Origin of the sequence: Limnohabitans sp. T6-20, assembly GCF_003063505.1 — a bacterium.
Classification (GTDB): Bacteria; Pseudomonadota; Gammaproteobacteria; order Burkholderiales; family Burkholderiaceae_C; genus Limnohabitans_A.
This window is the reverse complement of the sequence record NZ_NERW01000002.1, coordinates 634,859-652,246: the sequence shown is the minus strand read 5'-3', so window position 1 is coordinate 652,246 and position 17,388 is coordinate 634,859. Positions and strand designations below refer to the sequence as shown.

Annotated in this window: 16 protein-coding genes and 2 tRNA genes; 11 read left to right on the top strand and 7 right to left on the bottom strand. The window is 59.6% G+C overall.

All coding sequences use genetic code 11. The annotated features are described in order from the left end of the window. Positions 1-109: 109 nt before the first annotated feature. From B9Z33_RS09165 to B9Z33_RS09120, 10 genes are all read left to right on the top strand, one after another. Positions 110-451 (top strand): hypothetical protein, encoded by a 342-nt coding sequence (locus tag B9Z33_RS09165; protein WP_108287076.1) that lies wholly within the window; start codon positions 110-112, stop codon positions 449-451. A gap of 57 nt (positions 452-508) precedes the next feature. Then, positions 509-1,516: a D-2-hydroxyacid dehydrogenase family protein gene (locus B9Z33_RS09160; RefSeq protein ID WP_108286692.1), complete on the top strand. Its 1,008-nt coding sequence runs from the start codon at positions 509-511 to the stop codon at positions 1,514-1,516. A 28-nt stretch (positions 1,517-1,544) separates the two neighbouring features. Then, positions 1,545-2,741, top strand: coding sequence for an MFS transporter (locus B9Z33_RS09155; protein ID WP_233252778.1), 1,197 nt, complete (start codon positions 1,545-1,547; stop codon positions 2,739-2,741). Between the two features lie 83 nt (positions 2,742-2,824). Beyond that, on the top strand, positions 2,825-4,345 hold the full coding sequence (locus tag B9Z33_RS09150) for a 3-hydroxyacyl-CoA dehydrogenase (RefSeq protein ID WP_108286690.1): 1,521 nt from the start codon (positions 2,825-2,827) through the stop codon (positions 4,343-4,345). Between the two features lie 2 nt (positions 4,346-4,347). Then, on the top strand, positions 4,348-5,127 hold the full coding sequence (locus B9Z33_RS09145) for an oxepin-CoA hydrolase, alternative type (protein WP_108286689.1): 780 nt from the start codon (positions 4,348-4,350) through the stop codon (positions 5,125-5,127). A 57-nt stretch (positions 5,128-5,184) separates the two neighbouring features. Further along, positions 5,185-5,904 (top strand): Crp/Fnr family transcriptional regulator, encoded by a 720-nt coding sequence (locus tag B9Z33_RS09140; protein WP_026036857.1) that lies wholly within the window; start codon positions 5,185-5,187, stop codon positions 5,902-5,904. 52 nt (positions 5,905-5,956) lie between these two features. Next, complete coding sequence (locus B9Z33_RS09135; RefSeq protein WP_108286688.1) at positions 5,957-7,042, top strand: phosphotransferase; 1,086 nt, start codon at positions 5,957-5,959, stop codon at positions 7,040-7,042. A 41-nt stretch (positions 7,043-7,083) separates the two neighbouring features. Next, on the top strand, positions 7,084-8,343 hold the full coding sequence (locus B9Z33_RS09130) for an acyl-CoA dehydrogenase family protein (protein ID WP_108286687.1): 1,260 nt from the start codon (positions 7,084-7,086) through the stop codon (positions 8,341-8,343). 174 nt (positions 8,344-8,517) lie between these two features. After that, positions 8,518-8,594: transfer RNA gene (locus tag B9Z33_RS09125), tRNA-Pro, on the top strand. Between the two features lie 104 nt (positions 8,595-8,698). Next, positions 8,699-8,775: transfer RNA gene (locus tag B9Z33_RS09120), tRNA-Arg, on the top strand. 27 nt (positions 8,776-8,802) lie between these two features. Here B9Z33_RS09120 and fliS read toward each other — a convergent pair. The 7 genes from fliS to flhA form a co-directional block, all read right to left on the bottom strand. Beyond that, positions 8,803-9,225, bottom strand: a complete 423-nt coding sequence (fliS, locus tag B9Z33_RS09115) for a flagellar export chaperone FliS (protein WP_108286686.1) — start codon at positions 9,223-9,225, stop codon at positions 8,803-8,805. 111 nt (positions 9,226-9,336) lie between these two features. After that, the gene (locus B9Z33_RS09110) at positions 9,337-9,972 is read right to left on the bottom strand and encodes a hypothetical protein (protein WP_233252803.1); all 636 of its coding nucleotides are present in this window, start codon (positions 9,970-9,972) and stop codon (positions 9,337-9,339) included. A gap of 5 nt (positions 9,973-9,977) precedes the next feature. Beyond that, the gene (locus B9Z33_RS09105) at positions 9,978-10,547 is read right to left on the bottom strand and encodes a hypothetical protein (protein ID WP_108286685.1); all 570 of its coding nucleotides are present in this window, start codon (positions 10,545-10,547) and stop codon (positions 9,978-9,980) included. Positions 10,548-10,564: 17 nt separating this feature from the next. After that, entirely contained in the window at positions 10,565-11,275 is a 711-nt protein-coding gene (gene fliA, locus B9Z33_RS09100; RefSeq protein ID WP_108286684.1) for an RNA polymerase sigma factor FliA, read from the bottom strand. Positions 11,276-11,280: 5 nt separating this feature from the next. Next, entirely contained in the window at positions 11,281-12,105 is an 825-nt protein-coding gene (locus tag B9Z33_RS09095) for a MinD/ParA family protein (RefSeq protein ID WP_108286683.1), read from the bottom strand. Beyond that, positions 12,098-13,570 (bottom strand): hypothetical protein, encoded by a 1,473-nt coding sequence (locus B9Z33_RS09090; protein WP_108286682.1) that lies wholly within the window; start codon positions 13,568-13,570, stop codon positions 12,098-12,100. Before B9Z33_RS09090 ends, B9Z33_RS09095 begins: the two co-directional genes overlap by 8 nt. 6 nt (positions 13,571-13,576) lie before the next feature. After that, entirely contained in the window at positions 13,577-15,694 is a 2,118-nt protein-coding gene (flhA, locus tag B9Z33_RS09085; RefSeq protein ID WP_108286681.1) for a flagellar biosynthesis protein FlhA, read from the bottom strand. 235 nt (positions 15,695-15,929) lie between these two features. On the opposite strand from flhA, the gene B9Z33_RS09080 reads away from it, so the two are divergent. Further along, positions 15,930-17,384: a flagellar hook-length control protein FliK gene (locus B9Z33_RS09080; RefSeq protein ID WP_158270199.1), complete on the top strand. Its 1,455-nt coding sequence runs from the start codon at positions 15,930-15,932 to the stop codon at positions 17,382-17,384. Positions 17,385-17,388: the final 4 nt, after the last annotated feature.

The window sequence follows — 17,388 nt, the reverse complement described above, 5'->3', positions numbered from 1 at the left end:
GTTGCATCAGGTGGCGGGCGCTGACAGCCTATTTTTGTCAGCCCTGATGCAACGGGCTTTTTCAGCAATCCTGCCTGTGTCCAACCTCCATGCTTTTGAAAGGTTTCACATGGGAATCGCTCTGCTTGCTCTTTCGGGTCTTTTTCAAGGCTTCTCCAACTTCAACCGCGCTGCACCTTTGGCGGCCAAACCCCAACGCGCCAACGCCTATTTGCGTCCGGTCTGGGCCACACGCCGACCCGTTTGTGCACCAGCGGGTCAGAAAGCCATGCCACAAGTCAGCTGCGCCCGCTCGGCTGCCACCACGCCCGCACTGCGTGTCCTGCGGGTCACCGAAAGCGATCAACGGGTCAAAGGTGCCGGTCGCATGGTGATTTCAGGTCGCATGGCCGATGTTTGTGCCGAACTGGACAGGCTGGCGGCCCTGGAGGCCGCGCAAGCCCGCGTTTGATCACAAAAGCGTCCCAGGCGGCCTGATCAGGCCGCTCCGTCAAGGCACAATGGAGGGATGAACATTGTGATCCTTGACGACTACCAAGATGCGGTGCGCAAACTCAGTTGCGCAGCCAAACTCGAAAATTTTCCGGCAAAGGTCTACACCAACACCGTCAAAGGCATTGGCCAGCTTTCGGTGCGCTTGAAAGACGCTGACATCATCGTGCTGATTCGAGAACGCACCCAGTTGACGCGTGCCGTGATCGAAAAACTGCCCCGCTTGAAACTGATTGTCCAGACAGGCCGCTTGGGCGGGCACATCGATCTGGCGGCCTGTACGGAACGAGGCGTGGCTGTCGCCGAAGGTGTGGGCTCGCCCGTGGCGCCAGCGGAGCTGACATGGGCCTTGATCATGGCCGCAGCACGGCGCTTGCCGCAATACATTGGCAACCTCAAACACGGGGCATGGCAGCAGTCCGGACTGAAAGCCGCGTCCATGCCGGCCAACTTTGGCTTGGGCACGGTGCTCAAAGGCAAAACCCTGGGCATCTGGGGTTACGGAAAGATTGGCCAATTGGTGGCGGGCTACGGCAAGGCGTTTGGCATGGATGTCATGGTTTGGGGCAGCGATGAATCTCGCACCAAAGCCAGTCGGGATGGCTACCGTGCCGCCGCCAGTCGCGAGTCTTTTTTTGAAGAAGCCGATGTGCTGTCACTCCATCTGCGCTTCAACGAGGCGACTCAAGGCATCGTGACCAGCGATGATTTGGGCCGCATGAAGCCTTCCGCCTTGTTTGTGAACACGTCACGCGCCGAACTGATCGAACCCAACGCCTTGATCGGGGCCTTGAACCGCGGCCACCCTGGTTTGGCGGCCATCGACGTTTTCGAATCCGAACCCATTTTGCAAGGCTCGGCCTTGCTGCGCCTGGAGAACTGCATTTGCACACCCCACATCGGGTATGTCGAAAAAGACAGCTACGAGCACTATTTCGGCGCAGCGTTTGACAACGTGGTGAACTTCATCAAGGGCACACCGACCAACATCGTCAACCCTGGCGCATTGCAAGTGCGGCGCTGAAAACGCGGCACCCCAGCAGAATCGCCCTTTGAACCTAACCACCACACCCACACCCAAGGCCGGTTTACCGGGCGTTTTGTGGCCCATGATGTTTGGCAACATCGTGATCGGCACTGGCGTCATGATTGCCGCCGGGGTGCTCAATGACATTGTTTCGTCCCTCTCGGTGTCGGTGGCCACGGCCGGGCACCTGATATCTGTGGGTGCGCTGGTGGTTTGTCTGGGTGCGCCCTTGTTTGCGGCGCTGGTGGCTGGCTGGGACCGGCGCAAATTGCTGGCAGGAAGCTTGCTGTGGTTCGGCCTGTGGCAAGCGCTGGCCGCATTCGCCCCCGGCTTTGCCAGCCTCACCCTGTTGCGCTCTCTGGCGTTGGTGTCGGCGGCCATCTTCACCCCACAGGCGGCCTCGTGCATCGGGCTGCTGGTGCCCGCGCATCAGCGCGGGCGGGCCATCACGTTTGTGTTTTTGGGTTGGTCGGTGGCTTCGGTGCTGGGCATGCCTTTGGGGGCCTGGATCGGCGGCACGCTGGGCTGGCGTTGGTCCATGGGCCTGATTGCCGCACTTTCTCTGGTCGGCGCTCAGTGGCTGTGGCGGCGCATGCCCGATGGCGTGGTCCCCCCAGCCCTGTCGGCGGCGGCCTGGCGGCAAATCCTTTCATCGCGCACTTTGCTGGTGACACTGAGTGTGACCGTGATCTCTGCAGGCGGGCAGTTTGTGCTGTTCAGCTACATGGCCCCCTACATACACACCCGTTTTGACACCGACCCGGCCCAGTTCAGCGCGCTGCTGGTCTGCTACGGCGGCATGGGCTTTGTCGGCAACGCCCTGCTTTCGCATTACATCGACAGGGTGGGCGCATCCCGGGCCGTGCTGATGGCACTGGGCTGCATCTGCTGCGGCATGCTCATGGCCCCCTGGGCCAACAGCTGGCTGGCCATGGGTGTGGTGCTGTTGCCCTGGGGCTTGGGGGTGTTTGCATCCAACTCGGCCCAGCAAGCCCGGCTGGTGGGGCAAGCGCCCTGGCTGGCGTCGGCCTCCATCGCACTCAACACCTCGGCCATGTACGCCGGGCAGGCTCTGGGGGCCACCATCGGTGCGGCTGTGATCGTGCAGCGTGGTCTGGAGGCATTGCCACATTTCAGCCTGGTTGGCATGTTGCTGGCCATGGCCCTGAGCCTGCTGGCCACCCGCTACGCACGCCTGCACCCCTTACCCGCCCCCGGTTGAGGCCCTTTAAGCGGGGCGATAATGGCCTGTTACGCACCGGTGACACCGGTCCACGATTTCCTTTTGACTCTGACTTTTTCGACATGACACTCGCATTTTCAAAAGTCGCCATCATTGGCGCAGGCGCCATGGGCCGGGGCATTGCCCAAATCGCCGCCCAGGCAGGCAGCCAGGTCTGGCTGTACGACACCCAGCCCGAAGCCATCGCCAAAGCCCGCGACGCGGTGTTCCAGCAATGGGACAAGCTGCAGGAAAAAGGCCGACTGACGGCCGAAGCCGTGGCCGGCCACAAAAGCCGCCTGCTGGGTGCCACCAACCTGCAAGACCTGGCCGGTTGCGAGTTGGTGGTCGAAGCCATTGTCGAAAAGCTCGACATCAAGAAAAGCCTGTTCAGTGATCTGGAAAAAGTGCTGGCACCCACCGCCGTGCTGGTGACCAACACCTCCTCGCTGTCGGTGACCGCGATTGCCGCCGCTTTGCAGCGCCCCGGCCAGTTTGCCGGTTACCACTTCTTCAACCCCGTGCCCCTGATGAAAGTGGTCGAGGTCATCGCAGGCCTCAAGACCGACGCTGCTGTTTGCGAGCGCTTGTCTGAGTTTGCCCGCCAGATGGGCCACACGCCCGTGCAGGCACAAGACACACCCGGCTTCATCGTCAACCACGCCGGGCGCGGTTACAGCACCGAAGCCCTGCGCATCGTGAGCGAGGGCATCGCTGATTTCGCCACCATTGACCGCATCCTGCGCGACCAGGTCGGTTTCAAACTCGGCCCGTTCGAGCTGTTTGACCTGACGGCACTCGATGTCTCGCACCATGTGATCGAGGCGATTTACCACCAGTATTACGAAGAGCCGCGCTACCGTCCCAACGTGATCACTGCCCAGCGCCTGGCCGGAGGCGTGGTCGGCAAAAAAGTGGGCGAAGGCTTCTACAAATACGTGGACGGCGTGGCGCAAGTGCCCGCCGAACCACCCGTGCCCGTGGTGGACACCATTCCGCCCGTGTGGGTCTCGCCGCGTGCGGCGCGCCGCATGGAGCTGCTGCAACTGCTCAAGGACCTGGGTGCGAAAATTGAAACCGGCGCATCGCCCTCACCAGAAGCGCTGACCATCGTCGCCCCGCTGGGCTTTGACATCACCACCGTGGCCGTGGTCGAGCGCCTGGACCCGGCCCGCACCGTGGGCATCGACATGCTGGTCAACGACAGCGCCACCAAGCGCCGTGTGCTGGCCACCAACCCCGCCACCCGTGCCGACATGCGCGACGCGGCGCACGCCCTGTTTGCGCGCGACGGCAAAGCGGTCTCGGTCATCCGCGACAGCGGCGGCTTTGTCACCCAACGCGTGGTGGCCACCATCGTGAACATCGCGTCCGACATCTGTCAGCAGCGCATCTGCACCCCGCAAGACCTGGAAACCGCCGTCACGCTGGGCCTGGCCTATCCGCTGGGGCCATTGGCCATGGGCAACCGCTTTGGCCCGGACAGCATCCTCGAAGTGCTGTTCAACATGCAAACCGTCTATGGCGACATGCGTTACCGCCCCAGCCCGTGGTTGCGCCGCCGTGGTGCGATTGGCCTGTCGCTCATGCACACGGAAGACTGAAGATGACTGCTCAACTGCTCAGTACCAGCGAAGGTCAGACACTGATCCTGACCCTCAGCAATCCCGAGTTTCGCAACGCCCTCGGGCCCGAGATGTACGCCGCCGGGGTCGAAGCCCTGAGCGTGGCCGAATCGAGCCCCGATGTGCGCAGCGTGGTCATCACCGGGGCCAACGGCATCTTCAGCGCGGGCGGCAATTTGCAGCGCCTGCAAAACAACCGCCAGCTGCCGCCCGAGCATCAGGCGCAAAGCATCGAAGGCCTGCACAACTGGATCGAAGCCATCCGCACCTTCCCCAAGCCCGTCATCGCGGCCGTGGAAGGGCCTGCGGCCGGAGCCGGTTTTTCACTGGCGCTGGCCTGCGACATGATTGTCGCGGCGCGCAACAGCGTGTTCGTGATGGCCTACAGCGGCATTGCCCTGTCGCCCGACGGCGGCGGCAGCTGGAGCTTGTCACGTACTGTGCCTCGCCAGCTGGCCACCGAGCTCTTGATGTGCGGTGAACGCATCGGTGCCGAGCGTCTGCAGCAACTGGGCGTGGTCAACCGATTGACCGATGCGGGGCAAGCACTGGCAGAAACGCTGAAGCTGGCCGATCAAATCAATGCCCGCGCACCCAATGCATTGGCCAGCATCAAGGAGTTGTTGTCGGATGCCGACGACAGCACCCTGAACGCACAGTTGGCCCGCGAACGCGACCACTTTGTCAAAAACCTGCACCACAACAATGCTGGCATTGGCATTGCAGCGTTTTTGAACAAGCAAAAACCCCAATACGAATAAGCCGTCTGGTCCCCCAGGCGACAAAAATCCGATCACCAGTCACTCAAAGGACAGAGCATGGACGAACCGATTCTGACAATGGAGGAAAGAGAAGCGATCAACAGTGGTCGCTGGTTCTCAAGCCTTTCACCTTCACTACGTCACGACATACTTCGATGCGCTTACGTCAAACGACACAAAGATGGCGACATGCTCGCTGCACGGGGAGATCCACCCGAGCAGTGGATCGCCTGCGCCAAGGGCGCCGTGCGTGTCAGCTCGACCTCGGTGTCGGGCAAGCAGATCACGCTGACCTATGTGGAGCCAGGCATCTGGTTTGGCGATGTGTCGATCTTCGACGGAGACCGACGCACGCACGACTGCTATGCACACGGCGACACCACCACCTTGAACGTGGCCAAGGCCGACTTCAAGAAAATCCTGTCACAGCACGTCGAGTTTTACGAAGCCATGCTGCGACTGCAGTCACGGCGCATTCGCCAGCTGTATGGTTTGGTGGAAGACCTCAACACCCTGCCCTTGCGTGCGCGCCTGGCCAAACAGCTCAACCACTTGTTGCGCAGCTATGGCGTGCCGAGTTTGTCGGACGCCAAAGCCGTGCGCATCAGTTTGCAACTGGCGCAAGAAGAATTGGCGCAATTGCTGGGGGCCTCACGTCAACGCGTGAACCAGGAACTCAAGCAAATGGAACGCGAGCTGATCATCCGGATCGAGCCGGGTGGCTTGGTGGTGCTGGACCGCGATGCCCTGCTGGCCATCGTGAACGCGGACCACTGACACGCTCTTTTTTTAACCCATCACCGCTGAACGCAGCGGACACAGGTGCCCCATGAGTGCTTTTGATCATTTCGTGGGGACCCGGCCTGTCACGGGCTCTCACACCTTCGACGTCCTGGCTTTGGAAAACTGGCTCAGCGCCAGACTCCCCGGCTTTGCGGGCCCCTTGAGCGTGGAAATGTTCAAGGGGGGGCAATCCAACCCCACCTACAAACTCATCACGCCGTCGCGCCAATACGTGATGCGGGCCAAGCCCGGCCCCGTGGCCAAGTTGCTGCCTTCTGCGCACGCGATTGAGCGCGAGTTCGCCGTGATGAAAGGCCTGCACGGCACCGATGTGCCGGTGGCCGAGATGCACGTTCTGTGTGACGACGAATCGGTGATTGGTCGGGCGTTTTATGTCATGGAATTCGTGCAAGGCCGTGTGCTGTGGGACCAATCCTTGCCAGGCATGACGCCCGCCGAGCGTGGCGCGATTTACGACGAAATGAACCGCGTCATGGCCGCCTTGCACAAGGTTGACTTCGCCAAACAAGGGCTGAGCAGCTACGGCAAACCCGGCAACTACATCGAGCGCCAGATCGGTCGCTGGAGCAAGCAGTACGCGGCTTCCATCACGCAGCCCATCCCCGAGATGGATAAATTGATCGAGTGGCTGCCCAAAAACATCCCGGCCAGCGCCCAAGACGACTCGCTGGTGGGCATCGTGCATGGCGACTACCGCCTGGACAACCTGATGTTCCACCCGACCGAAGCCCGCGTGATGGCCGTGCTCGACTGGGAACTGTCCACGCTGGGCCACCCGCTGGCAGACTTCAGCTACCACTGCATGGCCTGGCACATCAGCCCGGGCACATTCAGAGGGATTGGCGGGCTCGATCTGCAGGCTCTGGGCATCCCCAGCGAGGCCGAATACATCCGCCGCTATTGCGACCGCACGGGCTTCACCACGCCCGAGGCCTTGGCCAAAGACTGGAACTTTTACTTGGCCTACAACATGTTCCGCATCGCGGCCATCTTGCAAGGCATTGCCAAACGCGTCGAAGACGGCACGGCGTCCAGTGACCAAGCCAAAACATCGGGCGCGGGTGCCAAGCCCATGGCCGAGCTGGCGTGGCGTTTTGCCTGTCAAGCCTGATTTTCTTCATCAAACCGAATCCCAACCCTAGGAGATAGACCATGGATTTTGAATACACCCCCAAGGTCAAAGACATGCAAGCCCGCTTGCTGGCCTTCATGGACGAGCACATTTACCCGAATGAAGCGCGTTTCTTTGAGGAAATAGCCGAAAACCGCGCCAAGGGCAATGCCTGGATTCCGACCAAAATTGTCGAGGAACTCAAACCCAAAGCAAAGGCGGCAGGCTTGTGGAACCTGTTCCTGCCCAAGTCCACACGCGCACCGCAAGGTTTGTCCAACCTCGAATACGCGCCGCTTTGCGAAATCATGGGCCGGGTGCCTTTTGCGGCCGAAATCTTCAACTGCTCGGCCCCCGACACCGGCAACATGGAAACGCTGGAGCGTTACGCCAGCGAAAGCCTCAAAGACGAATGGCTTGAGCCTCTGCTGCGCGGTGAAATCCGCTCGGCTTTCCTGATGACCGAGCCCGATGTGGCGTCATCCGACGCCACCAACATCGAGTGCGAAATCCGCCGCGAAGGCAACGAATACGTCATCAATGGCCGCAAATGGTGGTCGTCCGGTGCCGGTGACCCACGTTGCGCCGTTTACATCGTGATGGGCAAGACCAACCCCGATGCAGGCCGCCATGAGCAGCAATCGATGATCGTGGTGCCCGCCAACGCCCCCGGCATCACCGTGGTGCGCGCCCTATCGGTGTTTGGCTACGACGATGCGCCGCATGGCCACATGGAAGTGTTGCTCAAGAACGTGCGCGTGCCGGTTGAAAACATCCTGCTCGGCGAAGGCCGTGGCTTTGAAATCGCACAAGGCCGCTTGGGCCCAGGCCGGATTCACCACTGCATGCGCACCATCGGCGTTGCCGAACGCGCACTGGAGCTGATGTGCCAGCGCCTGAACACCCGCGTCGCCTTTGGCCGCGAAGTCGCACGCCAAACCGTCTGGCAAGAACGCATCGCCGAATCGCGCTGCATGATTGAACAGGCCCGCTTGCTGACCCTCAAAGCGGCCTCCATGATGGACACCGTGGGCAACAAGGTGGCCAAGGCCGAGATCGCCATGATCAAGATCGTGGCCCCCAACATGGCCTGCCAGATCATCGACTGGGCCATCCAGGCCCACGGCGGCGGCGGTGTGTCGCAAGACTTCCCACTGGCTTATGCCTACGCCCACCAGCGCACCCTGCGTCTGGCAGACGGTCCGGACGAGGTGCACCGCAACTCACTGGCCAAGCTGGAGTTGGCCAAGCACCTGGCGATGCCCGGTGAAGTGGACATGCCCATCACACGCGGCAGCTGAGCACGTCATGCGCCCACCCAAAACGGCCTGCCTCGACAGGCCGTTTTGCTGGGCAAAGCTTTTGACAAAACGCCACCGCCCCATCCCTGTTGTCGGCGAATCCGAACGATGAAGATGCGATTTTTTGCGGCTTGCGCCCGGAATGGCTGATTTGGAGGTTAGAATATCGACAGTCGGAGCGTAGCGCAGCCTGGTAGCGCATCTGCTTTGGGAGCAGAGGGTCGCGAGTTCGAATCCCGCCGCTCCGACCATTTCCCCGGAATCAAACTTCCAGGGTCATCTCCAAAAATAGCGTCTTGGACGCCCACAAAAAAGGCCCATCAGGGCCTTTTGTGTTTCTCGCGAATCTTTGCTTCTGCCCGTAGCTCAGTTGGATAGAGCAACAGCCTTCTAAGCTGTGGGTCACAGGTTCGATCCCTGTCGGGCAGACCAATCGGCCTTGCCCGATCCCACACCCCATCAGTTGGCGTAATGTGTCTTGCGGCTGGCGTCTGCCAACAAGCTGGGCAGGGTCTGCCAAGCTTGCGAAATGTCCCTGATCAGGGTTTTGACTTCTTCCAGTGCCGTCAAGTCGTTCTGTGCGTTGACGTGGAACAGTCGGCGTGTGATGTAGGCGTACAACTCATTGAGGTTTTGAGCCAACTCACCGCCACGCTCGAAATCCAGTGCGCCTTGCAAACCCACCACGATACGGCCTGCACGGGCCAATGCTTTGGATTTTTCTTCAATGACGTTGTTCTGGATGTGGCCCGATGCGGTTGCGAGGCTCTCCAACAAGCCATCAAACAACATCTGGATCAATTGGATGTTGTCAGCGGTGGCAACGCCGGTCACGACTTGAACAGAACCGTAACTCTCAGCAAACTTGGAATAGGCACGCATGGAAAAAACCCCTTTACTACTTCAGTAACAGAGGAATCGGCGGGATCTGAGAAAACTTGAGTCCGATCGGGCCAATCAAGGCACATTCTTTCGGGCCGTCACCCAACCCGATCAACGAGCGGCTTCGTCGACGGGGACTTGAACAGGCAAGACCAAATCGGCTGTCACAAAAGAGGGGGCGGCATTCAGGGCAGAAGACGGCATCAACCAATCCGACAAAGGACTGCTCGCATCCTGCTGGGTTTTGGTCAACAAAAACTGCCCTGCTTCGTCCATGGAGGCCCGAATGGGGGCCCACTCAGATTCAGGGGTTTGCGATGCATTCAGACCACATTGGTACAAGGCATTGGCCTGTGCCGATGGAATCCAGGACTCCACCAGGCCTTTGGATGTGGAAATTTGCTTGGTGTTCTTGGGCTCGCCGGACAAGCCGCGCTGCCCATCCTTGAAGCCCTCCTTGTAAAGCGCTTCCATGTGCTTCGAAAGCACCAACTGGTATTGACTGCGCAATTCAATGATGGCCTCCGCATCCAGGCCCTCAGCGGCCCTGCCCGTCATGGCATCCCACAATTTTTTGGAGGACAAGCCCATGAAAGGCGTCGCCGCACGGGCCGACTTTTCATTGATGGACGTCACTACTTTGCGGGTTTCTTTTTCAATCGCATTGACCCGATCAATCAAATAAATGACCAATATCAGGATCAGCAACATGCCGATCGCCATCAGGGCGTTGACCAAAGCTTCCATGGCGATCAAGCAGCAGGCGATCCGCCTGAAGGCGTGGAGGAGCAGCCGTCCTCTGCGGCCTGCGCCAAGCACTCTGCAGCTTCTTGCAAGGCAGCCTCTGCCGCCAACTCATCGCGCAGGAAAGCCAGTACCTGAAACGGCTCTTCGAGCCGCAGTTCGTAATAACTGATCTGGTTGGCCAAGGCCTGCATGGCTTCAATAGCTTTGGGGGCTGACAGATCCGTTTTTTGGTAGCGTGCGCCCAAAGCAAAGGCCTCGGTCACGTACTCTTCCGGCAAGTAAGCGTAAATATCGGATTCGCCTGCGCGAATTTTCTGGAATTTGGAGGGCGCAGGGGCTTCTGGCACCGGCTTGCCTGCCACCAGCGCCATTCGGGCCAGCTCTTGCCAAGCGGCCGTTTGTTCGGCACCGGCCACAAACGTCTTGTCCAGATGGGCGCGGCAAATCATACCCATGCGCATGCGCAAGCTGCGCGCATCCCGCGAATCCGATTCGAGGGATGTCACTTTTTCAAACGCCGCGACGGCGCGTCGCATGTCATCGGCAGGGCTGTTGCGGTTGAAAATACTGAGCATCAGAGTTTTTGGTGAATTTATGATATTTGCAGATTTTGCCGCAATTTCTTCACCACTGCAGAAAGAATTTGACTGACCCTAGACTCACTGACGCCTAAAACCTCGCCAATCTCCTTGAGATTAAGCTCTTCGACGTAATAAAGCGACATGACCATGCGTTCCCGTTCGGGCAATTGGTCAATGGCTTGCACCACCGCCTCCATGAATTCGGCTTCTTCCACCATGACTTCGGGCTGCATCGAACTGTCGCCCGGCATGCTCATGACCTCGTCGTTCACGACCTCCATCGAGAAAGTTTCAAAGCGTTTGGCCTGGCCTCGCTCTTTGTGAAACTCTTCAATTTCCTTGCCCATGAACTGGGCCAACTCGACCTGGGTCGGTGCGCGCCCCAGCTCTGCAGCGAGCACATGGACTGCTTCATTCTCGTTTTTGTTGAAAGCGACCGCCGAGCGAGGCAAGAAGGACTGCCTGCGGACTTCGTCCAGGATGGCCCCACGCACCCGACTGAGGGCGAAGTGCTCAAACTCAAAACCCTTGGTGGGATCAAAAGACCGTGCGGCTTCGATCAAACCCACCATGCCCACCTGAACCAATTCGTCCAGCTCCATGAAAGGCGGTAAACGGGCTTTCAGGTGCACCGCCACGCGTTTGACCATCGGCATATGCGTCAGGATCAACGACTCGTGCCGGTTCCCGACCTCTTCGTACAGGGAGACATTGCTGCTCATGCGCCTTACCCGCCCACTGGAACACGGAGCATGCGCTCCATGAAAAATTGCATGCGACCAGAGGCCGACTGGACCAGGGGCAACTGGATCACCGCCTCGGCCAGACCTCGGAAATCCCGCGCAGCGGCACTGCCCGGGGCGTAATCAAGGACCGACTGGTATTTGCGCAAAGCCTGCAGCACCAGCTCATCGCCCTCAATGGCGTGTAAATAACGGATCGACACACCCAGAAAACGGGTGCACACATCGTTCAGGCGGCGGTAAAGCTGCCGGCCTTCATGGGCGCTGCCCACCATATTGGGGATCAGGTAAATCTCGTCCAACGACTGCTCGGTCGACATGACTTTGATCAAGCCGTAGGCATCGGCAATCGAAGATGGCTGATCGCACACCACCACAAAGCGGCGCTGGCAAGCAGCCATGAACTCCAGCACGGCGGGCGCAATGCCCGCAGCCACATCGACCACCAGGTAGTCCACGGGCTCATCCAGGGTGTCAAAGGCGTGGATCATGGTGGCGATTTGCGCCGAATCCAACGCGGCAATGTCGCGCAAACCGGAGGCACCGGGCACCAAACGAACGCCCTGCGCCGTGGTGATCAACACTTCTTGCAGCGTTTTGCTGCCATTGAGCACATGGCTGATGTTGTAGGGGGCATGTGCACCCAGCGCAATTTGCGCATTGGCCATGCCCAAGTCGGCGTCCAGCAGCATCACTTTGTGGCCGCGCATGGCCAAAGCCACGGCCAAATTGATCGACACGGTGGTTTTGCCCGCACCGCCTTTGCCGCTGGCCACACCGATCACCTGAGGGAAACTTTTCTTATCCATGAACAGCCTTGGCAGACGACTTGGCCGTCACAGCCCGTGGCTTGACAGCACGGGGCTTGGGTTGAACTTCAAAGGCCATATCTGCTTCTTTTTTGACTCGGGGTTTGCGCACCGCTTTGGCGGGCTTCGCCGAGGCTGACACATGCTGGATTTCGGGCAACAGGGCCTGCAAAGGCGTCATCGCCAAGCCGACCAGGCGCTCAACACCGAAAGCCAGAGGGGCCACATTGATCCGGCTGTCTTCGGCCATGCACGAAACGCTCAGCGGCTGGTCACACAAGCCTTTGATCAAAGGCCAAGGATAGGCGGCTTCGTCCACTTTGGTCAGCATCAGGGATGACCAGCGGATGTCCGAATTTTGGAGGGTTTTTTGCACACTGGTCACTGTAGCATCAACAGGCAGCACAGCATGAATGCCTGCACCAGAAAAGGACTGCTTGAGTTGTTGTGCATGGGCCGCGAAATCGGTACCCGGCGTGTCAATCCAGACCGTCTTGCCATGCAAGTCGTCCAACAAGGTCTGCAGCATGGCCAAGTCAGCAGCCCGGAAGCAGGATGCACCCGCCTGCGAAGCCAGCAACTGGATTTGTGACCAAGCACCTGGGCGTTGGTCGCCGTAACTGATCATGACTTGCTTTTCAGCCCCGTGTGTCTGGGCGGCGGCATAGGCCAAACGACCCAGCATGGAGGTTTTGCCAGCGCCCGAAGGCCCGCACAAAACATGCACGCCCGCATCAGGCACCTTCATGGCGGGGCGGTTGATGGCATCGGCCAACATGCTTTGCACCACAGGCCAGGCCTCACCCAGCGTCTGCAGGCCTTGAATGCTGTCTGTCAGCAAGCTGCGCAGGGCCACAGGCATGCCGACTTCTTGCATGGCCATGGACAGCTTCTGGATGTCGGGTGACAAGCCCAGCGTTTGCTGCCAAGGCTGCATTTGACGGGACAGCGCAAACTCACGGCGCAAAGCCGACATTTCCTCGCGCAGCATGGCGACGATTTCCTGGCTGCGTTGTTGTTCGTAGTGGGCGGCTTGTGCAGCTTGGGCCAGCGCAGCCTCTTGCAAGGCCACAGCGCTTGGCGCCTGGCGCTCAGCCGCCACAGTGCGCGCGATCAAACCGGCCTGGGCTGTCTGAAAATCCCCTGTGTCTGCCGCTTCTGGCTCAGGCACAGACACCGCTTGGGCGTTGGCGTTTTGAAACACCTCGGCAAAAGGCAGGGACTGGTCTTTGTCAGCCTTGAAAGCCAGGTCGTCGGACGGATTGTTGAACGTCACCGTTGGCTGAGCCTGCTGCGCTGCCGTATCGGCCAAGGCCGCTTCGCTGGCCACGTCGACGGCCACGATCAATTCAGTTTGCTGATCCACCCTTTGGCTTGAAATGATCAGGACATCGGGACCATACAACTGAATGGCTTTTTCATTCGCTGATCGGCTGTCGCGGGCAATGATGCGTTTGAGTTCCATGATTTATCAGGCTTTGCTAACAGAAGGGTTGTTGCGTGGATCGGCTTGCACGGTGTTGATCACCTTGACAGACTGGTCATCCGGTATTTCGCTGTAAGACAGCACCGTGAGGTCGTTCACGCGGTAGCGCACAGCGCGCGACATCCAGGGCCGAATCGCGGGGGAAACCACCAGCACAGCGGGCAGGCCCTGCTCTTCGGTGGCCCGGGCGCTTTCGCGCAGGGCGGCAAAAAGGCTTTCGGCCAGGCTGGGTTCCAGCACCATGCCGGCCGAATTGGTATTTTGTTGCAGCACGTTGTGCAGCAACTGCTCCAGCTGGGGGTCCAGCGTCAAGACCGACAAGGTGTCACGGTTTTCAGTCAGGCTTTGCACAATCATGCGGCCCAGCTTGGGACGGATCAGCTGCGTCAACTGATCGGGGTCTTGCGTGCGACCGCAGACCTCGGTCAAGGCCTCGACGACGGTGCGCATGTCGCGAATGGGCACCGACTCCAGTAACAAGTTTTGCAAGGTGCGGGTCACCACGCCCAAAGACAACTTGCCCGGCACCAGCTCTTCGACCAGTTTGGGCGATTTGGCGGCCAACTTGTCCAGCAGTTTTTGGGCCTCATCGTGGCTCATCAGTTCAGAAGCGTTGTCACGCAGAACCTTGTTCATGTGGGTGGCAATGGCCGTGCTGGGGTCGACCACGGTGTAACCCAAAGCGCGGGCCTGATCGCGCCAGGCGGGCTCGATCCAGACGGCTTCGAGGCCGAAAGCAGGCTCTTTGGTGGGCTGGCCTTCGACTTTGCCGTAGACCTTGCCGGGGTTGATCGCCAGCTCACGACCGACCTTGACTTCGCCACGCCCGCGCACCACGCCATTCAAAACGATGTGGTAGGCGTCGGGCTCCAGGTTGAGCGCATCGCGGATACGCACCGGCTGCACCAGAAAGCCCAATTCGGCCGAAAGTTTCTTGCGCACGCCCTTGACGCGCGTCATCAGCTGACCGCCCGACTCGACGTTGACCAAAGGGATCAAGCCATAGCCAATTTCCAAACCAATCAAATCCACCTGTTCCACATCGTCCCAGTCGAGTTCTTTGGGGGCATCCGTGGTGGGCAATGCGGGGGCTGCGGTGCTTTGCTCCAGCTGCATCTGTTTTTGCATGACCATGAACGCCACCCCGGCGGTGGCAGCGGCCAGGGTCAAAAAGACCAGGTGCGGCATGCCCGGCACCAGGCCCAAAACGGTCAGGATGCCTGCAGCGATGAACAAGGCGGGCACATTCGACAGCTGGGTGGTGGCCTGCTCGGTCATCGACTCGGAAGTCGTCACCCGGGTCACGATGATGGCGGTCGCCAGCGACAGGAACAAGGACGGGATCTGGGCGACCAGACCGTCACCGATGGTCAGCAGAACATAAATACGGGTCGCATCGCCCACGGACAGGCTGTGCTGGCCAATGCCGATGGCCAAGCCACCCACGATGTTGATGATCAAAATCAGCAAACCCGCCATCGCGTCGCCGCTGACGAATTTGGAGGCACCGTCCATGGAGCCGAAGAAGTCCGACTCCTGTGCCAACTCTTCGCGGCGTTTTTTGGCGGTTTCCTGATCGATCACGCCAGCGTTCAGGTCGGCATCGATCGACATTTGTTTGCCGGGCATGGCGTCCAAGGTGAAGCGGGCATTGACCTCAGAGACGCGCCCTGCACCCTTGGTCACCACAAAAAAGTTCACGATCATCAAGATCACGAAAATGATGAAACCGACCACGTAGTTGCCGCCGATCACGAACTCGCCAAAGGCGGCAATCACTTTGCCGGCGGCCTCGGGGCCTTCGTGGCCCTTGACCAACACCACGCGGGTGGAGGCCACGTTCAAAGCCAGCCGCAACATGGTGGCGAACAGCAAGACCGAGGGAAAGGACGAAAACTCCAGCGGTTTGCGCGTGCCAATTGCGATCATGATGACCACCAGGCCGATCATGATGTTGAAAGTGAACAGGATGTCCAGCAACAAAGGCGGCAGCGGCACCACCAGCATCGCCATGATCAACAAGACCAAAGCGGGCAAACCCAAGCCCGCCAAATCGAAGCGGGAGAAGTTCTGTCGGATCGCTGACAGGGTCAATGTGCTCATGGGTGGAAGGGCTCGGGCAGAGTAAACAGGAGGTCGGGTGTAAATATTTCAACACCATTAAGCAAGGGGCATGCCACGCCCACCGACACCCTGCGATGGACCCGGTCACCGCGAACCCTTGAAAGCTGGTGCGCAACTTGCTGAATCAGGTGATATCAGACGCAAGCGGCAAAAATTTTCCGCTGTGAATGAGCCCTTTGACCCTGTCAAAACCCCTGAAAAAAGCGCCACGCCCATGACTTTCGCCTTGATTGAACAACCGATCCGCGTCACCAGCAGCCCTAAAAGCGATTCTTTGGATCTCAAAAATGACAAAAATACCGGCTCGGATGCCTCTGAGTTTGGTCAGGTGATGTCGAACGTCATGGGCCAACCCCATGAACCGGGGCAAAACTTGCCGAGGCAAGAAGTGGCCGCTGACCTGGCCATGCAGCCTGTGTTGCCCGGTTTCGGCACCGCGCTAGGGGGAGATTTTTTGAAAGCCGTCCATCTAGGGCCCCACCTGAATGTCATCACCGCAGAAACCGCAGCGCCCGATGAGCAGAGCCTCGAAGCCTTTGCCAGATCACAAGGACTGGACGAAACCGCTGTGCAATGGCTCATGGGCACGGCCCCTGGCTTGACGATGCCCCCCCCTGCCGCACCGAGCGAGAGCGTGACAAGCCTGGCAAGTGCCAGCCCTTTGAGTGCGGTCGGAACCTTGCCTCAAGGCTTTGAAGTGAGTACTTTAGAAGTATCATCCGACATGGTTGCGGCAGATTCCGCCGCAAGCTTACCCGGTGATCCGATGAAAACAGGCGCAGCGACCAAATCAGACACGCAGATCGCAAACAATGCTTTGAACACGGCAGCACTGTGGGCCATGGCCCAACAGACCGAAAAAGCCCGCGTGGTCGCCTCTGCACAAGAAGACCCGTCGGACGCGGCCAAAGTTCAAATCAACCTTATGGCCCCTGCTGCACCTGCGGCCATCTGGATGCTCCGCAACACCCTGGCCGTCGCACCGGACAAGCCAACCGTCACCAAACCGACCGAGATCGCCGAGAGCGAGCTGGACTTGACGCAAGCGGCAAGCCCGGAACTGCTGGAGGGCTTGAGCCTGGCATTGGCCGAAGCCGGCGCATCGGTATCGTCAGATGCACCCACCCCCTTGTCAGGACACACAGGACACCGCCAAGAGATCGCCACAGCGGCCAAACAGGACGTCCAGACCCCGGACGCCAGCGCCTCCGCGCCTGAGTCTGGCTCAGCACAACGCAGCGAAAACCTTCAGAACCTGGCCGAAAAGATGGGCCAAGCGGTGGGTCAGCGCATCCTGTCCGAGATCGAAAAAGGACAATGGCACCTGAAACTCTCACTGCGGCCCGCCACCTTGGGCCATATTGAAGTGGAAATGCGGATGCGCAGCGGTGAGCTGGACGCCGTCTTCACGGCCCCGCAAGCCGTGACCCGTGAACTCCTGCAAGACGGCATGGCGAAGCTCAAAGACACCCTGAACCAAATGGGCATGGATGTTGCTTCAATGCAGGTTGGTGATGGCCAAACACAAAAACGTGGCGGAGAGTCGACACCTGGACAAATGTCAAAATCGACAATGTCCAGCGTCAACGATTCAGAATCCACGGTACCGCTCGTCGCCAACGCCCCGCGCATGAAAATGGGGAAAGACGGCTGGGATGTGCTGGTTTGACACG